The following is a 16,785-nucleotide window of genomic DNA, read 5'->3' on the forward strand; positions in this document are numbered from 1 at the left end:
GACATAATAAGGGGTTTACCCTTAGGTGTCTAGCATGTCCGAACCCGGCTTTGTCCAGTATCCGAACAGCCCTTTTCAGCTTTACCAGCCTTATCCACCGGCGGGTGATCAGCCTGCGGCGATCGGGGCCCTGGTCGAGGGCATCGAGGATGGCCTGATGTTCCAGACCCTGCTGGGGGTGACGGGCTCTGGCAAGACCTACACGATGGCGAATGTGATTGCGCGTACGGGTCGACCGGCCCTGGTGCTGGCACCCAATAAAACGCTGGCGGCCCAGTTGTACGCTGAGTTTCGGGAGTTTTTCCGAAAAATGCAGTCGAGTATTTCGTGTCGTACTACGATTACTATCAACCGGAAGCCTATGTCGCGGCGCGTGACCTGTTCATTGAAAAAGATTCGTCCATCAACGAACACATTGAACAGATGCGCTTGTCGGCCACCAAAAGCCTGCTGGAACGTCGGGACACGATTATTGTCGGGTCGGTGTCGTGCATCTACGGTATTGGTAACCCGGGTGACTATCATGCGATGGTGCTTACCCTTCGTTCCGGCGACCGGATCGGGCGTCAAGAGTTGCTGGGGCGGCTGGTGGCGATGCAGTACGAACGTAATGATGTGGACTTCGTCCGGGGTACGTTCCGAGCGCGTGGCGAAACCATCGATGTGTTTCCCGCCGAGAACGCTGAATTGGCCGTACGCATTTCAATGTTCGATGACGAGGTTGAAACGCTTGAGCTGTTTGACCCCTGACCGGCAAGATTCGCCAGACGGTGCCTCGTTTTACCGTGTTTCCGCGGTCGCATTACGTCACACCTCGTGAAACGGTTCTGCGCGCCATTGAAAGCATCAAAACCGAATTGCGTGATCGGGTGAAGGTGTTGGTTGCCGACCACAAACTGGTCGAGGCGCAGCGTCTTGAGCAGCGGACCCGGTTCGACCTTGAAATGCTGCAAGAGCTGGGCTTTTGCAAGGGCATCGAGAACTATTCCCGTCATCTGTCGGGAGCGGCACCCGGCGAGCCGCCGCCTACGCTTATCGATTACCTGCCTGCAGACGCATTGATGCTGATTGATGAAAGTCACGTCACTATCGGGCAATTGGGCGCCATGTACAAGGGCGACCGTTCCCGCAAAGAGACGTTGGTCACGTTCGGGTTTCGTCTGCCTTCGGCGATGGATAACCGTCCGCTGAAAATGGAGGAGTTCGAAGCGCGGATGCGTCAGACCATTTTTGTGTCAGCGACACCGTCAAACTACGAAAAAGAACATGCTGACAATGTGGTGGAACAGGTGGTGCGCCCCACCGGGCTGGTGGATCCAGTCGTCGAGGTGCGACCAGCAACCAGCCAGGTCGATGATCTTCTGGGCGAAGCCAAGTTGCGTATCGCAGCTAAAGAGCGCGTATTGGTCACCACCCTGACCAAGCGCATGGCCGAAGATCTGACCGACTACCTGACCGAGAACGGCCTGAAAGTCAGGTACCTTCACTCGGATATTGACACGGTCGAACGGGTCGAGATCATTCGTGACCTGCGTCTGGGGGTGTTTGATGTTCTGGTGGGCATTAACCTGCTGCGCGAAGGGCTGGATATTCCCGAAGTTTCGCTGGTGGCTATCCTGGATGCCGATAAAGAGGGTTTTCTGCGATCAGAGCGCAGCCTGATCCAGACCATTGGCCGGGCGGCGCGCAACTTGCAGGGGCGTGCCATTCTGTATGCTGACCGGGTTACCGATTCGATGCGACGGGCGATTGATGAAACCGAGCGGCGGCGGGCACGTCAACTGGCCTTCAATGAAGCGCACGGCATTGTGGCACGTGGTGTCAACAAGGCCGTTCGTGAAATGATCGACGGTATCGAGGTGACAGCCAGCAAGGTGGTGCACGATGATGTCGCGCCCGAATTGTTGTCTGACGAAAAGGCCTTGGCGCGCGAAATCAAGCGGCTTGAAAAGCAGATGATGGACCATGCCCGCAATCTTGAGTTCGAACAGGCTGCCGCTACCCGTGATGCCTTGACGCGACTGAAGGAAAAAGCGTTGTTAAGCTGATTGCGTGGGCAGTGTGCAGTGATGTTGCTCGGTTGCAACAAATTTTCAGGTGTGGATGTTGCGATGCACGATTGCTTGATCACGACTCGTCCCGACACTTTAATGGGCTGGTTTCGGCACAGATGTCTGAGGCTCTTGTAAATACAGCGTTTGCAAAGGTTCGAGGGTGGAAAATCGGCTGCTGCTGTTGCCATCTTCGGTGAACGCTGAGGATTAACCCTTTAAATCGTAGGGATAATCGCCGAGCGTATGTCATGTTCGTGTGGCCTGCAGGGCGTTGAAATCTATTGCCTAATTGCGGGTTTTCCCTCACAATCTCACCCATGATGACTAAGGTACTTTTCGTTTGCACGGGTAATATCTGTCGCTCCCCCAGCGCGGAGGGTGTGTTCCGCCATATGGTAACCGAGGCTGGTCTTGCCAGCGTCGTAGGGGTCGACTCAGCCGCTACCCACGGCTTCCACGTTGGCGAAAGCCCCGATGCGCGCGCCCAGTCGGCTGCCCGCAAGCGAGGTTACGACATTTCCAAATGTGTCGCCCGGCAAATCACTGCCGATGACTTTCGCGAATTCGACTTCATTCTGGTCATGGATTGGGAAAACCTTTCTGCGTTGCAGCAACAGTGTCCCAAAATTTACCAGCACAAGCTCATGCTCCTGATGCGCTTTGCCAACGAATTCGAAGACGCTACGATCGCTGACCCTTATTACGGTGGCCTCGAGGGCTTCAACAAGGTGCTTGATTGCCTTGAAGATGCCTGCCAGGGTGTTCTCGAGGTTGTGCGAAAGCGCGTAACCCAGTACCAGGCCGCCTAGTTAACTTTTTCCTGACCGGGCCGCATGGCCCGGTTTTTTTGCCTTTTAACCCTAGCAATTCAGTCGGGTATTCGGTATACTTGAGCGTAATAGTCGGGTATTGCCGGGTTGGGTTAAAACACCTGCCGGCCGGTTGCCCGGGCAAGAAACACAAAGGCAAGGAAAACACTATGCGTTTAACGACAAAAGGGCGTTTTGCCGTCACTGCCATGATTGATCTGGCCTTGCGTCAGCACAGTGGCCCGGTCACCCTGGCCGCGATCAGTCAGCGCCAGAACATTTCGTTGTCTTACCTCGAGCAGTTGTTCGGCAAGTTGCGTCGCCATGAACTGGTAGAAAGCGTTCGTGGTCCAGGAGGCGGTTATTCGCTGGCTCGTCTGGCTCGCGAAATCACCGTGGCTGACATCGTTTTTGCTGTCGATGAACCGCTTGACGCCACCAGCTGCGGTGGCAAGCAAGACTGCAACGTCGGCCGAACCGGTGAATCCAGCCAGTGCATGACGCACGAACTCTGGAGCACACTCAATCACAAAATGGTTGAGTACCTCGATTCAGTCTCATTGCAAGATTTGGTTGATAAACAACGCATGCGTCTGCTTGAAACCTCTCAAGGTCATAGCGCCGTGCGAGTCGGGCAGGTGGGTAGCGCTAAAATTGCGTCCCCGTTGCCGGCATGAATAAAGTCACTTAGGAGTTGGTCGATGTCCTCACGTCCCGTATATTTCGATTACTCGGCAACCACGCCGGTTGACCCGCGTGTTGTCGACAAAATGGTGCCCTGGCTGTACGAGCACTTTGGTAACCCTGCATCGCGCAGCCATGCGTATGGCTGGGAAGCCGAAGAGGCGGTCGAGCAGGCGCGCTCTGAAGTTGCCCAGCTGGTTAACTGCGATCCCCGTGAGCTGGTCTGGACGTCCGGTGCAACCGAATCCATCAACCTGGCCATCAAGGGCGCTGCACACTTCTATGCCCAGCGCGGCAAGCACATCATTACCCTCAAAACCGAACACAAGGCCACGCTCGACACCTGCCGCGAGCTTGAGCGTCAAGGCTTCGAGGTCACTTACCTGGATGTCCAGGAAAACGGCTTGCTTGACCTTGATGCGTTCAAGGCCGCCCTGCGCCCGGATACCAGTGTGGTCTCGGTGTTGTACGTCAACAATGAGATCGGTGTCATCCAGGATATCGCCGCTATCGGTGAAATCTGTCGTGAAAAAGGTATTGTTTTTCACGTCGATGCCGCTCAGGCCACTGGCAAGGTGGTCATCGACCTGCAGCAACTCAAAGTCGATCTGATGTCGTTTTGTGCGCATAAAACCTACGGGCCCAAAGGGGTCGGCGCACTGTTCATCCGCCGCAAGCCGCGTGTGCGTCTTGAGGCCCAGATTCATGGTGGTGGTCACGAACGTGGGTTTCGTTCAGGTACGCTGGCAACGCATCAGATCGTCGGTATGGGTGAAGCCTTCCGTCTGGCCCGTCTTGAAATGGTCGCAGAAAATGAGCGTATTCGCGCATTGCGCGACCGGCTCTGGCAGGGTGTCTCACAAATCGAAGAGGTCTACCTGAATGGCGATATCAAGCAGCGTGTGCCGCACAATCTGAACGTCAGCTTCAATTACGTCGAGGGTGAGTCGCTGATCATGGCCATTAAAGAACTGGCGGTGTCCAGCGGCTCGGCGTGTACCTCGGCCAGTCTCGAGCCCTCGTATGTGTTGCGAGCCCTTGGTCGTAACGATGAACTGGCGCACAGCTCCATTCGTTTCACTCTGGGTCGTTTTACGACAGAACACGATGTCGATTTTGCCATCAACCTGCTGAAAGAGCGCGTGGCTAAATTGCGTGACATGTCCCCGCTGTGGGAAATGGCACAGGAAGGCATTGATTTGAATTCGGTTCAATGGGCTGCCCACTAAGAAGGCCCAACCTCTAAACATACCAAGACCAGGAGCATCATCATGGCCTACAGCGAAAAAGTAATTGATCATTATGAGAATCCCCGTAATGTCGGGGCCTTTGACAAATCCGACGAAAACGTCGGCACTGGCATGGTCGGTGCGCCGGCCTGCGGCGACGTCATGAAACTGCAGATCAAGGTCAACGAGGCCGGCATCATTGAAGATGCACGCTTCAAAACCTACGGCTGCGGTTCGGCGATTGCGTCCAGCTCGCTGGTGACCGAATGGGTCAAAGGCAAGACGCTTGACCAGGCGCTCGATATTCGCAATACGCAAATTGCCGAAGAACTCGCGTTGCCGCCCGTCAAGATTCACTGTTCCATTCTGGCCGAAGATGCCATCAAGGCTGCGGTCCAGAATTACAAAGAAAAACATCCTGAATAAGACAAGGTTGATTTATGGCTATTACGCTGACTCAGCAGGCTGCCGACCACGTCAGCCGCTACCTCGCAAAACGTGGCAAGGGCCTGGGTCTGCGTTTGGGTGTTCGTACCACGGGCTGTTCCGGTATGGCTTACAAGCTTGAATATGTTGATGAGCCCAACGCAGATGATCAGGTGTTTGAACATTTTGGCGTCAAGGTGTTTGTTGATGCCAAAAGCTTGCCGTATCTTGAAGGGACCGAGCTTGACTACGGTCGCGAAGGCCTGAACGAGGGGTTCAAGTTTTCCAACCCTAACGAAAAGGCCACTTGCGGTTGTGGTGAGTCTTTCACGGTGTAACACGCGTGGCTGAAAACTATTTCGCGCTGTTCGAACTTCCTCAGGGTTTTGCGCTTGATTCGTCTGCGCTTGAAGCGCGCTGGCGTCAGATGGCGGCGCGCGTTCACCCCGACCGTTTCGCCACGGCCACCCCGGCCGAACGGCGTGTAGCCATGCAGTGGGCATCGACCATCAACGAGGGCTATCGGGTACTCAAGTCGCCCCTGTTGCGCGCGCGCTATCTGTGCGAGCAGGCCGGATTTGATCTGCAAACCGAAAGCAATACGCGCATGGATGGTGCGTTTCTGATGCGGCAGATGGAATGGCGCGAAGCGCTGGATGACGCGCGTGCGTCTGGTGATCCGGATGCGTTTGCACGCCTGGCGTCAGAGATTCACCAGGCCCGTGTTCACATGGAAGCATCCGTTGCCGAGCTTATCGATCGCGAGCGCAACTTTGACGTCGCGGCCATTAAGATACGCGAATGGATGTTTATCGATAAACTGTCGGCCGAAGTGCAGAGTGCTTCGCACGAACTGGCCGACCGTCAACACTGAATTTATGGCTCTATTGCAGATTTCCGAGCCGGGGAGTCCCCGGTTCCTCACCAGCGCAAGCTTGCGGTGGGTATTGACCTGGGCACGACGCATTCACTGGTCGCGTCCGTGCGCAGCAGCGTGCCTGAAATCCTGACTGACGAACAAGGCCGTGCCTTGTTGCCTTCCGTGGTGCGTTATGCACCCCAGGGTGTCGAGGTCGGCTACGAGGCGCGTGCACAGCAGTCTGTCGACGCGCTCAATACCATTGTTTCTGTGAAGCGCTTTATGGGGCGCTCACTGGCTGAAGCCCGTCATGAAGGGGCTGCCTACGAATTTGCCGATGGCGATGACATGGTGCGCCTGAAAACCCGTCGGGGCGATGTCAGCCCGGTCGAGGTGTCGGCTGAGATTTTGCGGGCTTTGCGTCAGCGTGCCGAAGGCGTGCTGGGCGGTGAACTGGTCGGGGCCGTGATTACGGTGCCGGCTTACTTTGATGATGCCCAGCGTCAGGCCACCCGAGATGCCGGCCGTGTCGCGGGGCTGACCGTATTGCGTTTGCTGAACGAGCCGACGGCCGCCGCGATTGCGTATGGTTTGGATAATGCTGCCGAAGGCGTGTATGCCGTTTATGATCTGGGCGGCGGTACTTTCGATATTTCGGTGCTGCGTCTGACCAAGGGCGTTTTTGAAGTCGTGGCCACCGGTGGCGACACCCAGTTGGGTGGCGATGATTTCGACCGCATCATTGTTGATCAGGTCTGTCGCCATCAGCAGCTTGAAGCGCTTGACAGGTCTGATCTGCGTGCCTTGTTTGTGGCCGCACGGGCCACACGGGAAGCCTTGTCGCAGGCTGATCAGGCGACCTTGCAGGCCAGTGTCGCCGGCAAGGTCGTTTCTCAGACCATTTTGCGCTCTGACTTTGAAGCGTGGGCCAAGCCGCTGGTTGATCGTACGCTGGATCGCGCGCGTCTGGCCTTGCGTGATGCCGGTTTGTCGTTTGCCGAGGTGAAGGGTGTGGTCATGGTTGGCGGGGCAACCCGCATGCCGGTGATCCAGCGTGAAGTAGGGCGCTTGTTCAATACCGAACCCTTGACCAATCTGGACCCTGACCAGGTGGTTGCCCTTGGTGCTGCCTTGCAGGCGAACATGCTGGTGGGTAATCGTGCTGCCGATGAAGACTGGTTGCTGCTTGATGTGACGCCTCTGTCGCTGGGTCTGGAGACCATGGGTGGTCTGGTCGAACGGGTGATTCCCCGTAACAGCACCATTCCTGTGGCGCGGGCGCAAGAGTTCACGACGTTTAAAGACGGTCAGTCGGCCATGAGCATTCATGTGGTGCAGGGCGAGCGGGATCTGGTGTCTGATTGTCGTTCATTGGCCCGGTTCGAGTTGCGCGGTATTCCACCCATGGTGGCAGGAGCGGCCCGCATCCGGGTGACATTCCAGGTGGACGCTGACGGTTTGCTCAATGTCAGCGCCCGTGAAGAAAGTACGGGTGTCGAAGCCAGTGTCACCGTCAAGCCGTCGTACGGTTTGTCTGATGACGAAGTTGCTCGCATGCTGACCGATGGCATGGCACATGCCTCTGACGACGCGAAAGCGCGTGCGCTACGCGAGCAGCAGGTTGAATTGCAGCAATTGCTTGAGTCGGTCAGTGCTGCACTGGTTGCCGATGGCGATCTGTTGTCCGGTACCGAGCGTGCCACCATTGATGCGTTGCTGGCTGAAAGTCAGTCCATGCTGCAGAACCTGGAAGCTCAGGAGGGGGCATTGGCGGGTATTGACGCCGATGCCGTAAGGGCGCAAGTGGCAACGTTCAGCCAGGCCACTGATGAGTTTGCCGCGCGCCGTATGGATCGCAGCATTCGTGCAGCCTTGTCCGGGCGCTCGGTTAACGAGATTTGATCGTCACCCGTGTGCCGTGTTGTTGATCGTTACCTCAGGCTGCTTTAGGGTGGCCCAGGAAATCCGCTTTTTGGCGGCCAGAAATTATCCGTTGCGTCATCTGAAACGCAGCGGATTTGACCGGATTTTTATTGCCATGCCCAAGATTGTCGTTTTGCCTCACGCCGAAATCTGCCCTGAAGGTGCTGTTATTGAAAACGCACCTGTTGGCGAGTCGATTTGTCGAGTACTGTTGAATAATCACATTGAAATAGAACATGCGTGCGAGTTGTCGTGTGCCTGTACGACCTGTCACGTCATTGTCCGTGAGGGCTTTGACTCTCTGGAAGAAGCTACCGACAACGAGGAAGATTACCTTGATCGCGCCTGGGGCCTGACGCCCACATCGCGTCTGTCGTGTCAGGCCAAGGTCGCCGGTGCTGATTTGACGATTGAAATTCCAAAATACACCATCAATCACGCGAAAGAGGGGCATTAAGACGGTAGATGCGTGATTGATCTGCAACAAAAGGAATGAATCTGTAGCGTAGGAATCGTACTCTGTTTCCATAACGCGAGTAATTCTGGTGGCGCGGTTTCTTGTTGCCTTGTTCTTGCGTGTAATAGTCAAAAAAACCATTGCTTCAGTATTACGGAGCAATGGTTTTTCTTTGATCGCAACAGGGCTTTTGACCGGAATCAGTCTTCGCGACGCAGGTGAGGGAACAGCAGTACGTCGCGGATGGTGCTGCTGTTGGTCAGCAGCATGATCAGACGGTCGATACCGATACCGCATCCACCCGTGGGGGCATGCCGTATTCGAGGGCCCGGATATAGTCGGCGTCGAAGAACATGGCTTCTTCGTCACCGGCATGCTTGGCTTCGACCTGGGCGTGAAAGCGTGCCGCCTGGTCTTCAGGGTCGTTCAGTTCAGAGAACCCGTTGGCGATTTCGCGGCCGGTGATGAATAGTTCGAAGCGCTCGGTGATTTCGGGGCGGGCATCGGATGCCCGGGCCAGAGGGGACACCTCAATCGGGTAATCGATGATGAAGGTCGGATTCCACAGCAAGGATTCAGCCGTTTCTTCGAACAAGGCCAGTTGCAGCGCACCGGTTCCCGCACGTGCCAGTGTCGGGCCATTGACATCGACCCGGCGTTTCTTCAGCTCGGCGCGCAGGAACTCGTGGTCATTCAATTGCGCTTCGGTATAGCCGGGTGCGTATTTCATGATGGCCTGTACGATGGTCAGGCGATCAAAGGGCTGGCCCAGATCGAGCGGGTGGTCCTGGTAAGTGAGTACGGCACTGCCGGTTGCAGCAATCGCAGCCTGGCGAATGAGATTTTCGGTGAAGTCCATCAGCCAGTGATAGTTGGTATAGGCCGCGTAGAACTCCATCATGGTGAACTCCGGGTTATGCCGCGGGCTGACCCCTTCGTTGCGGAAGTTTCGGTTCAGTTCGAACACCCGTTCAAACCCGCCGACAATCAGGCGTTTCAGGTACAGCTCGGGGGCAATGCGCAGGTACATTTCCATATCGAGCGCATTGTGATGGGTGATGAACGGTTTGGCGGCGGCACCACCCGGAATCGGGTGCAGCATGGGGGTTTCAACTTCCATGAACCCGGCATCAACCATGAACTGGCGCATGCGGGCAATGGCCTTGCTGCGGGCGACAAACGTTTGCCGTGTTTCTTCGTTCATGATCAGATCGACGTAGCGCTGTCGATAGCGCAGTTCCTGGTCGGTGACCCCATGGAACTTGTCGGGCAAGGGACGCAGCGATTTTGACAGCAGGCGGATTTCGCTGGCACGTACCGACAGTTCGCCTTTATTGGTCTTGAACATGACCCCGGTGACGCTCATGATGTCACCGATGTCCCAGGTCTTGAAGTTTTCGTAGACATCTTCACCCAGGCTGTTTTTGTCCAGATAGATCTGGATGCGGCCCGTGGCATCTTGCAAGGTGGCAAAACTGGCCTTACCCATGACCCGCTTGAGCATCATGCGACCGGCCACACTGGCGGGCTTGGCCAGCTCTTCAAGCGCGGCTTTGTCGAGTTCTTCGCACGCCGTGTGCAGGTCGGCAGCCCGGTCTTTCGGCACAAAATCATTCGGGTAGGCGACGCCTTCCGAGCGTAGCCTGGCCAGCTTGCCGCGGCGTTCGGCAATCAGGTGATTTTCGTCGGCAGCAGCAGTAGCGGGGGTGGGCGTAGTGGTCATGGTCAAGTGTAATCAAGGTGTGCCCGACCCCAAGGGTCGGGCGGGATGAAACGGTGTCGGTTTGGGTGAGCTGGCAGTGCAGGGCAAGGCAAGGCGACGGACAATGGCCGTCACCCTGCATCAGACACCCTGTTTGAGACTGGCCTGAATGAAGGGATCGAGATCGCCATCAAGGACTTTTTGCGTGTTTGAAATTTCAACGCTGGTACGCAGGTCTTTGATCCGGCTCTGATCGAGTACGTAGGACCGGATTTGGTGCCCCCAGCCTACATCGGTCTTGGCATCTTCCATTTTTTGCTGTTCGGCCATGCGCTGACGCATTTCGAGTTCGTACAGACGAGATTTCAGCATCTGCATGGCTTCAGCGCGGTTGCGGTGCTGCGAGCGGTCGTTCTGGCACTGCACCACAATGCCGGTGGGCATGTGGGTGATACGCACCGCCGAGTCGGTTTTGTTGATGTGCTGACCGCCGGCACCACTGGCCCGGTAGGTGTCGATACGCAGGTCGGCCGGGTTGACATCAATTTCAATGGAGTCGTCGACTTCAGGGTAAACAAACACGCTTGAAAAAGAGGTGTGCCGACCATTGGCGGAGTCAAAGGGGCTTTTACGAACCAGACGGTGTACGCCGGATTCGGTGCGCAGGAAGCCAAAGGCGTAATCGCCTTCGACCTTGATGCTGGCGGATTTGATACCGGCCACTTCACCTGGCGACTCTTCAAGAATTTCGGTTTTGAAGCCCTTGCGTTCGCAATAGCGCAGGTATTGACGCAGCAGGATTGACGCCCAGTCCTGGGCCTCGGTGCCACCGGCACCGGCCTGGATGTCAATGAAGCAATTGAGCGGATCTGCCGGGTTGTTGAACATGCGACGGAACTCGAGGTCTTCGAGTTTTTCACCCAGGGCTTTGCAGTCTTCTTCGATGGCTTCGAGGGTATCGTCGTCGTTGTCGGCAGCGGCCAGTTCGAACAGTTCGCGGGCTTCGGCAATGCCGCTTCCGATTTCGGTCAGCGTTTCGACGACGGTTTCAAGACTTTTTTCTCGCGGCCCAGGTCTTGAGCGTGTTTGGGGTCATTCCAGACGTCGGGGCTTTCGAGTTCGGCATTGACAACTTGCAGGCGTTCAGCTTTGCCAGCGTAGTCAAAGATACCCCCGTAAAGCATGCTGACGCTCGTCATAGTCTTCGATGCGGGCGATCAGCTGGTTTTGGCGTTCGGCTTCCATAATTTTCCTGAAATTATTGTCTTTTACGATAGCCCTGTATTTTAACGCAGGTTGCCAGGAGCTTCGGATGCGGCTGACTGCCATTTGGGCGTCATTCGCTGTTAACCTGCGATTGACCCGGAGAATCGTTGTTTCATAGCCGGGTGCAGCGCTTGATAAAACGGCGCTTGACGCCATTTAGATCAAGCGTCTGTTAGTTCAACGTCCGGCGCGGCCATGGGCAAGTTAGGCCGATAGCTAAAATTTACTGATGCTATTGAATCAATCAATTTTACAAATGCTTGGCGCTTGCCTATACTGACTTTACTTTCACTTTTCAACCACAACAGAGGAAACAAAAATGTCCTTGATCAACACCAAAATCAAACCATTCAAAAGCACGGCTTACCAGAATGGCAAATTCTTTGACGTCACCGACGAGTCCGTAAAAGGTAAATGGTCCGTTTTTGTTTTTTACCCTGCCGACTTCACATTCGTTTGCCCGACTGAGCTCGAAGATCTGGCCGATCTGTACCCCGAATTCCAGAAGCTGGGCGTTGAGGTCTATGCCGTTTCGTGCGATACCCACTTCTCGCACAAAGCATGGCACGACACCTCGGCAGCTATTGGCAAGGTTCAGTACCCCATGCTCGGTGACCCCACACAGGTTCTGGCCCGCAACTTCGAAGTTCTGATCGAAGAAGAAGGTCTGGCACTGCGTGGTTCGTTTGTCGTCAACCCCGAAGGCGAGATCAAGGTCATGGAAGTTCACGACAACGGTATCGGCCGTAAAGCATCCGAGCTGCTGCGTAAAGTCAAGGCAGCCCAGTACATCGCCGCTCACCCCGGTGAAGTTTGCCCCGCCAAGTGGGAAGAAGGCGCTGAAACACTGAAGCCTTCGCTGGACCTGGTCGGCAAGATCTAAATTTCGTCTGCCATTGTGGTTTGCGCCTGACAAAGCGGGCGCAGCCTCTCAAGCTGCGGTCCAGTCAAAAACCGGGCTGCAGCCCCATTAAAAATAATTCTTACATAAGGTCATTGTCATGTTAGAAGCCAGCCTCAAAGCCCAGTTGCAATCATATATGGAACGCATCACGCAGCCTATCGAGATCATCGAGCATCTCGACGAGGGTGCAAAATCGCGCGAACTGCACGAACTGCTGCAGGAAATCGCCGCCATGTCCAGCAAGATTTCCCTGGTTCAAGGCACCGATGGCTCGCAGCGCAAACCTTCGTTTACCATTGCCCGCACCGGTACAGATGTTCAGGTTACGTTTGCCGGTATCCCCATGGGGCACGAATTTACATCGCTGGTACTTGCACTGCTGCAAGTTGGCGGTCACCCCATCAAGCTTGACGAGTCCGTTATTGAACAGATCCGCAACCTCGATGGTGATTACAATTTTGAAACGTATTTTTCCTTATCCTGCCAGAACTGCCCTGACGTGGTGCAGGCGCTGAACGTGATGTCGATCATCAATCCGCGCATCCGTCACGTGGCTATCGATGGCGCGCTGTATCAATCGGAAGTTGACCAGCGCCAGATCATGTCGGTTCCGACCATGTACCTGAATGGCGAAAAATTCGGTCAGGGTCGCTCCAGCGTTGAGGAAATTCTGGCGCAACTCGATACCGGCGCCAGTGCGCGCAAGGCCGATGAGCTGGCCAAGAAGGAAGCATTTGATGTGCTGGTGGTTGGTGGCGGGCCTGCCGGCGCCGCAGCTGCTGTATATGCGGCCCGTAAAGGTATTCGTACCGGTGTGGTTGCCGAGCGTTTTGGTGGTCAGGTGCTGGACACCATGGCCATTGAAAACTTCATTTCGGTTAAAGAAACCGAAGGCCCGCGTTTTGCTGCCGCCCTTGAAGAGCACGTCAAGGCATACGACGTTGACATCATGAACCTGCAGCGGGCGACCAAGCTGGTTGCGGGCGACCTGGTCGAGGTACAGCTCGAGAACGGTGCAACGCTCAAGAGCAAGACCGTGATTCTGGCAACCGGCGCGCGCTGGCGCGAAATCAATGTGCCCGGTGAAAAAGAATATCGCAATGCTGGCGTGGCGTATTGCCCGCACTGCGATGGCCCCTTGTTCAAGGGCAAGCGTGTTGCCGTCATTGGCGGTGGCAACTCGGGCGTCGAGGCGGCTATTGACCTGGCCGGAGTGGTGGCCCATGTCACCCTGATTGAATTCGGCGATGAATTGCGTGCTGATGCTGTATTGCAACGCAAGTTGCGCAGTATGGCCAACGTTGACATTATCGTGTCGGCTCAAACGACTGAAATTACCGGCGACGGTAAGAAAGTCAATGGTCTGACGTACACTGACCGCACGTCGGGTGAATCAAGGAAAGTGGACCTTGAAGGGGTATTCATTCAGATTGGTCTGGTGCCCAACACCGAATGGCTCAAGGGTACCCTCAAGCTGTCGCGCTACGGCGAGATTGAAGTGGATGCCAAAGGCCAGACGTCGTTGCCCGGCGTATTTGCGGCCGGCGACGTGACAACGGTGCCATACAAGCAAATCATTATTGCGTGCGGCGACGGTGCCAAGGCGGCACTGGGTGCCTTTGATCACCTGATCCGCAGTTCAGTCTCGGCCGAAGAACGCTCGGCCGTAGCGACAACGGTGTAATTTGGTCGGGCGGCGGCTGGCCGCTGGTCAGTCCGCTGCTGTAGTTGCGGGGCACAGGGTGCCCGAGATTTCAGTGTGTTTGGCAGGCTTGAGGGTTATGCCAGCGGCTTGCTCACCAGTTCGAAGCCCGTCAAAATAGCGCGATGCATGCATCGCGCTATTTTTTGCCCTGTGGCCCAATCCCGTGGTGGCCCGGCAGCTTCAGCAGATTCAGGCCCGTTTGCCGGCTGGCCGCTTGACGCATGGTGCCGACCTGCACTTGACGCTGGCCTTTCTGGGCGAGGTTTCCGAGGCTGACGAGGTAAAACTTCATCATCTGTTGCAGGCCATACCGTTCACGGCGTTTGAGCTGGTACTGGATCAAGTGGATGCCTTCAGGCGAATCGGGTTGTCGTGGGCAGGGCCGTCGCAGATACCCCTTGCATTACAGACGTTGTACGATATTTTTTGGGCCGCACTTGATGATCAAGGCATCTGGTGGGACAAGCGTCTTGTGTTCCGGCCTCATGTAACGCTGGCCCGCAAGGTGGTGGTGCCACAGCAGCGTTTGGCCCCGCCGGTTGTGTGGTGGGCAGACCAGATGGTGCTGGCCCGTTCCGGGGGCGCGGGGCCGGGCGGTCCGCGCTACACCATTCTGGCGCAGCGATACGCCAACGGTGGCGTTCGGCCTGTTTGATTCGACCTGATTGGCGCCACACGGATGGTCTGGTCAGTGAGAATCGGCGGTGATGCTGTTACGGGTGGATAAAATGATCGGAGTGCAAAGCGTTTGTCGGGCAAGCCAGTTATCATGAGGGATTGTTTCACCCGCAACCTGTCGTTCGCGGGTTGGTCGTATATGCCCCACGGGGCTGTGGCCAGGTAAGCCGCGTTTATCGTTTGAATTTTTACACGTTTCAGGAATCGTAACCATGTCTGATCCGCTTCGTCTGGTTTTATTGCGCCATGCCCACTCAGGCCATCGTGAGGGTTTGGCAGATATTGATCGCACCTTGTCAGATCGCGGGCGCGACGAAGCGGTTGAAATGGGGGGTACATGGCCCAGGAAGGTCTTGTGCCTGTCTATGCGATTGTGTCGGTTGCCCAGCGTACTCGCGAAACCTGGGCGACAGTTCAGAAACAGTTGCCCGAGCAGGTGCCGGCAGTGTTCGAACCGCGCATTTACGAAGCGGCGGTGGGGGCGTTGCTCGAGGTGGTCAGGGCGGCACCAGACAAGTACCGTACAGTGGTGCTGGTAGGGCATAACCCCGGCATTTCAGCGCTGGCCACGCGCCTGATCGGTCGGGGCGGAGCCAATGCGCTGGTGCGTTTGCGTCATGATTTCCCGCCAGCAGGGTTGGCGGTTATTGATTTTTCTGACGCGGCCGGTTGGGCCGATATAAGCGACCATTCGGGTGAGCTTGAGCGTTTTGCGACGCCGGCAAGCAACCCGCTGTAGTCGTTGGTTGTTATGCCGTGTTTAGTTGCGGCGGCGCGGCGCGCTGCTGCCGACGGGGCGGCCTTCGATATGACGGAAAATGATACGGCCTTTGCTCAGGTCGTAGGGTGACATTTCAAGCTTGACCTTGTCGCCAGCCAGAATGCGGATATGGTGTTTGCGCATTTTTCCGCCGGTATACGCCACGATGGGGTGGCCGTTTTCCAGGGTGACGCGAAAGCGCGAGTCGGGCAATACTTCGGTTACCGAGCCGGTCATTTCAAGCAATTCTTCTTTTGCCATACGTACAATTTCCTTATAAAAATAATTCTTGCCGCCATGCTTTGCGCAAGACGTGCTGTGGCAGGCCCCACCAGGGGCAACCGTTAATGAAACGGGTTACATGCAAGCGCAGCCAGATGCTGCGAAGAGCAGGTGCACGCGGTGTGGCACCCAAATTGACAGCAAAGCCACCGCGAGGGTACTTGCGCTTTGCCAATTGAATGTTGCCCCAGGGGCAGCTACCTCTGAAGGGTAACGTGACGGCTTGATGAAGTCAAGGAAAACCCTAGTATATTCAGGGTCTGGCCCCGATTTGGGGCCAGTTGTTGTATTTGGGGGCAGCTTCAAGGCAGGTCTTCGGGTATGCCCCCAGGTTGCCTGCATCGTTGGCGCAGGGCCAACGGCAGTATTTATAACATTCGATCAGTGATTTGCGTGTCGCCTTTGAGGTAATGGCGGATGGCGAAAAAGATATGGCCCACAATCATAATCAACAGGAGGTAACCCAGTATTTTGTGGAAGTTGCTGCCCAGATCAATCATCCACTGGATTTTCTGGCTTTCTTCAAAGCCTTGCATGATGGTCATGCCAAAGGCCTCGAATTTTCGCCCCGAACCATATTGGCGAAACAGGGCAACGGCTGGAACGACCAGCATCAGCACATACAGAGCCAGATGACCCAGCCCGGCTGCCATGCTGTCGGCAGGAGGGCGGCGTTTCAGGTTCAGCAGCCCCCACACTGCCCTAATGAGAATAAGCACCATCAGGACAAGCCCGACTGGCTTGTGCGTCCCCCAGAAGAATTCATCAATGGCGGTGTCTTCAAACAGCATATGGGCTAATGCTGAAGTGAATTGCCAGGCGAACAGCAGGGCCATGCCCCAATGCAGGACGCGGGTGACCAGGCCATATTTTTCAGCAGAGTCACGGACAGAAGTGGATGATTGCATAAATGAGTTTCCAGGAGTTGAACCGCTGTAAACCATAATGAATTTGAAAGCGGTCGTCCAGTGAATTATTGGTGGCAGCCAGATAGGCAGATGGTGAAGGGTCAGTGCGGCAGAGCATTGAATTTGTCAACTGGGCGAA

The 16,785-nt window shown here is 55.9% G+C and carries 13 protein-coding genes and 4 pseudogenes; 13 read left to right on the forward strand and 4 right to left on the reverse strand.

The genetic code is table 11. The annotated features are described in order from the left end of the window. Nucleotides 1–34 precede the first annotated feature (34 nt). The 9 genes and pseudogenes from uvrB (at nt 35) to fdx (ending at nt 8,441) form a co-directional block, all read left to right on the forward strand. Nucleotides 35–2,048, forward strand: a pseudogene (gene uvrB, locus N7E01_RS16520) (excinuclease ABC subunit UvrB). Nucleotides 2,049–2,371: 323 nt separating this feature from the next. Continuing rightward, on the forward strand, nt 2,372–2,863 hold the full coding sequence (locus tag N7E01_RS16525) for a low molecular weight protein-tyrosine-phosphatase (protein WP_289173663.1): 492 nt from the start codon (nt 2,372–2,374) through the stop codon (nt 2,861–2,863). A gap of 170 nt (nt 2,864–3,033) precedes the next feature. Beyond that, the gene (iscR, locus tag N7E01_RS16530) at nt 3,034–3,540 is read left to right on the forward strand and encodes a Fe-S cluster assembly transcriptional regulator IscR (protein WP_289173664.1); all 507 of its coding nucleotides are present in this window, start codon (nt 3,034–3,036) and stop codon (nt 3,538–3,540) included. Between the two features lie 24 nt (nt 3,541–3,564). Further along, on the forward strand, nt 3,565–4,776 hold the full coding sequence (locus N7E01_RS16535; RefSeq protein WP_289173665.1) for an IscS subfamily cysteine desulfurase: 1,212 nt from the start codon (nt 3,565–3,567) through the stop codon (nt 4,774–4,776). A 42-nt stretch (nt 4,777–4,818) separates the two neighbouring features. Next, nucleotides 4,819–5,202 carry a Fe-S cluster assembly scaffold IscU gene (gene iscU, locus N7E01_RS16540; RefSeq protein ID WP_289173666.1) on the forward strand — a complete coding sequence of 128 codons (384 nt, stop codon included), beginning with the start codon at nt 4,819–4,821 and terminating at the stop codon, nt 5,200–5,202. Nucleotides 5,203–5,216: 14 nt separating this feature from the next. Next, nucleotides 5,217–5,540, forward strand: coding sequence for an iron-sulfur cluster assembly protein IscA (iscA, locus tag N7E01_RS16545; RefSeq protein WP_289173667.1), 324 nt, complete (start codon nt 5,217–5,219; stop codon nt 5,538–5,540). Nucleotides 5,541–5,545: 5 nt separating this feature from the next. Beyond that, nucleotides 5,546–6,076: a Fe-S protein assembly co-chaperone HscB gene (gene hscB / locus N7E01_RS16550; RefSeq protein WP_289173668.1), complete on the forward strand. Its 531-nt coding sequence runs from the start codon at nt 5,546–5,548 to the stop codon at nt 6,074–6,076. 4 nt (nt 6,077–6,080) lie between these two features. Then, nucleotides 6,081–7,963, forward strand: a pseudogene (hscA, locus tag N7E01_RS16555) (Fe-S protein assembly chaperone HscA). Nucleotides 7,964–8,099: 136 nt separating this feature from the next. Continuing rightward, complete coding sequence (fdx, locus tag N7E01_RS16560) at nt 8,100–8,441, forward strand: ISC system 2Fe-2S type ferredoxin (RefSeq protein ID WP_289175840.1); 342 nt, start codon at nt 8,100–8,102, stop codon at nt 8,439–8,441. A 200-nt stretch (nt 8,442–8,641) separates the two neighbouring features. Here fdx and lysS read toward each other — a convergent pair. Together lysS and prfB are read right to left on the reverse strand one after the other, a co-directional pair. Next, a pseudogene (lysS, locus tag N7E01_RS16565) lies at nt 8,642–10,164 on the reverse strand (lysine--tRNA ligase). 120 nt (nt 10,165–10,284) lie between these two features. Next, nucleotides 10,285–11,388 (reverse strand): annotated as a pseudogene (gene prfB / locus N7E01_RS16570) (peptide chain release factor 2). A gap of 340 nt (nt 11,389–11,728) precedes the next feature. Between prfB and ahpC the strand changes: the two are divergent. The 4 genes from ahpC (at nt 11,729) to N7E01_RS16590 (ending at nt 15,435) form a co-directional block, all read left to right on the forward strand. Next, nucleotides 11,729–12,292, forward strand: a complete 564-nt coding sequence (ahpC, locus tag N7E01_RS16575) for an alkyl hydroperoxide reductase subunit C (protein ID WP_289173669.1) — start codon at nt 11,729–11,731, stop codon at nt 12,290–12,292. Nucleotides 12,293–12,410: 118 nt separating this feature from the next. Further along, on the forward strand, nt 12,411–13,997 hold the full coding sequence (gene ahpF, locus N7E01_RS16580; RefSeq protein ID WP_289173670.1) for an alkyl hydroperoxide reductase subunit F: 1,587 nt from the start codon (nt 12,411–12,413) through the stop codon (nt 13,995–13,997). Between the two features lie 169 nt (nt 13,998–14,166). After that, nucleotides 14,167–14,673, forward strand: coding sequence for an RNA 2',3'-cyclic phosphodiesterase (gene thpR / locus N7E01_RS16585; protein WP_289175841.1), 507 nt, complete (start codon nt 14,167–14,169; stop codon nt 14,671–14,673). 360 nt (nt 14,674–15,033) lie between these two features. Further along, nucleotides 15,034–15,435 (forward strand): SixA phosphatase family protein, encoded by a 402-nt coding sequence (locus N7E01_RS16590; RefSeq protein ID WP_289173671.1) that lies wholly within the window; start codon nt 15,034–15,036, stop codon nt 15,433–15,435. A 21-nt stretch (nt 15,436–15,456) separates the two neighbouring features. Here the strand turns inward: N7E01_RS16590 and infA are convergent, their stop codons facing one another. Together infA and N7E01_RS16600 are read right to left on the reverse strand one after the other, a co-directional pair. Then, on the reverse strand, nt 15,457–15,717 hold the full coding sequence (gene infA, locus N7E01_RS16595) for a translation initiation factor IF-1 (RefSeq protein WP_289173672.1): 261 nt from the start codon (nt 15,715–15,717) through the stop codon (nt 15,457–15,459). Nucleotides 15,718–16,106: 389 nt separating this feature from the next. Continuing rightward, on the reverse strand, nt 16,107–16,646 hold the full coding sequence (locus tag N7E01_RS16600; protein WP_289173673.1) for a cytochrome b: 540 nt from the start codon (nt 16,644–16,646) through the stop codon (nt 16,107–16,109). Nucleotides 16,647–16,785 lie beyond the last annotated feature (139 nt).

The organism is Neopusillimonas aromaticivorans (assembly GCF_030344915.1).
GTDB classification, from domain to species: Bacteria; Pseudomonadota; Gammaproteobacteria; order Burkholderiales; family Burkholderiaceae_B; genus Neopusillimonas; species Neopusillimonas aromaticivorans.

Bases quoted from the DNA above. Each gene is read 5' to 3' on its own strand.
- N7E01_RS16525 (WP_289173663.1), top strand. From the start codon at position 2,372: ATGATGACTAAGGTACTTTTCGTTTGCACGGGTAATATCTGTCGCTCC.
- iscR (WP_289173664.1), top strand. From the start codon at position 3,034: ATGCGTTTAACGACAAAAGGGCGTTTTGCCGTCACTGCCATGATTGAT.
- N7E01_RS16535 (WP_289173665.1), top strand. From the start codon at position 3,565: ATGTCCTCACGTCCCGTATATTTCGATTACTCGGCAACCACGCCGGTT.
- iscU (WP_289173666.1), top strand. From the start codon at position 4,819: ATGGCCTACAGCGAAAAAGTAATTGATCATTATGAGAATCCCCGTAAT.
- iscA (WP_289173667.1), top strand. From the start codon at position 5,217: ATGGCTATTACGCTGACTCAGCAGGCTGCCGACCACGTCAGCCGCTAC.
- fdx (WP_289175840.1), top strand. From the start codon at position 8,100: ATGCCCAAGATTGTCGTTTTGCCTCACGCCGAAATCTGCCCTGAAGGT.
- ahpC (WP_289173669.1), top strand. From the start codon at position 11,729: ATGTCCTTGATCAACACCAAAATCAAACCATTCAAAAGCACGGCTTAC.
- ahpF (WP_289173670.1), top strand. From the start codon at position 12,411: ATGTTAGAAGCCAGCCTCAAAGCCCAGTTGCAATCATATATGGAACGC.
- N7E01_RS16590 (WP_289173671.1), top strand. From the start codon at position 15,034: ATGGCCCAGGAAGGTCTTGTGCCTGTCTATGCGATTGTGTCGGTTGCC.
- infA (WP_289173672.1), bottom strand. From the start codon at position 15,717: ATGGCAAAAGAAGAATTGCTTGAAATGACCGGCTCGGTAACCGAAGTA.
- N7E01_RS16600 (WP_289173673.1), bottom strand. From the start codon at position 16,646: ATGCAATCATCCACTTCTGTCCGTGACTCTGCTGAAAAATATGGCCTG.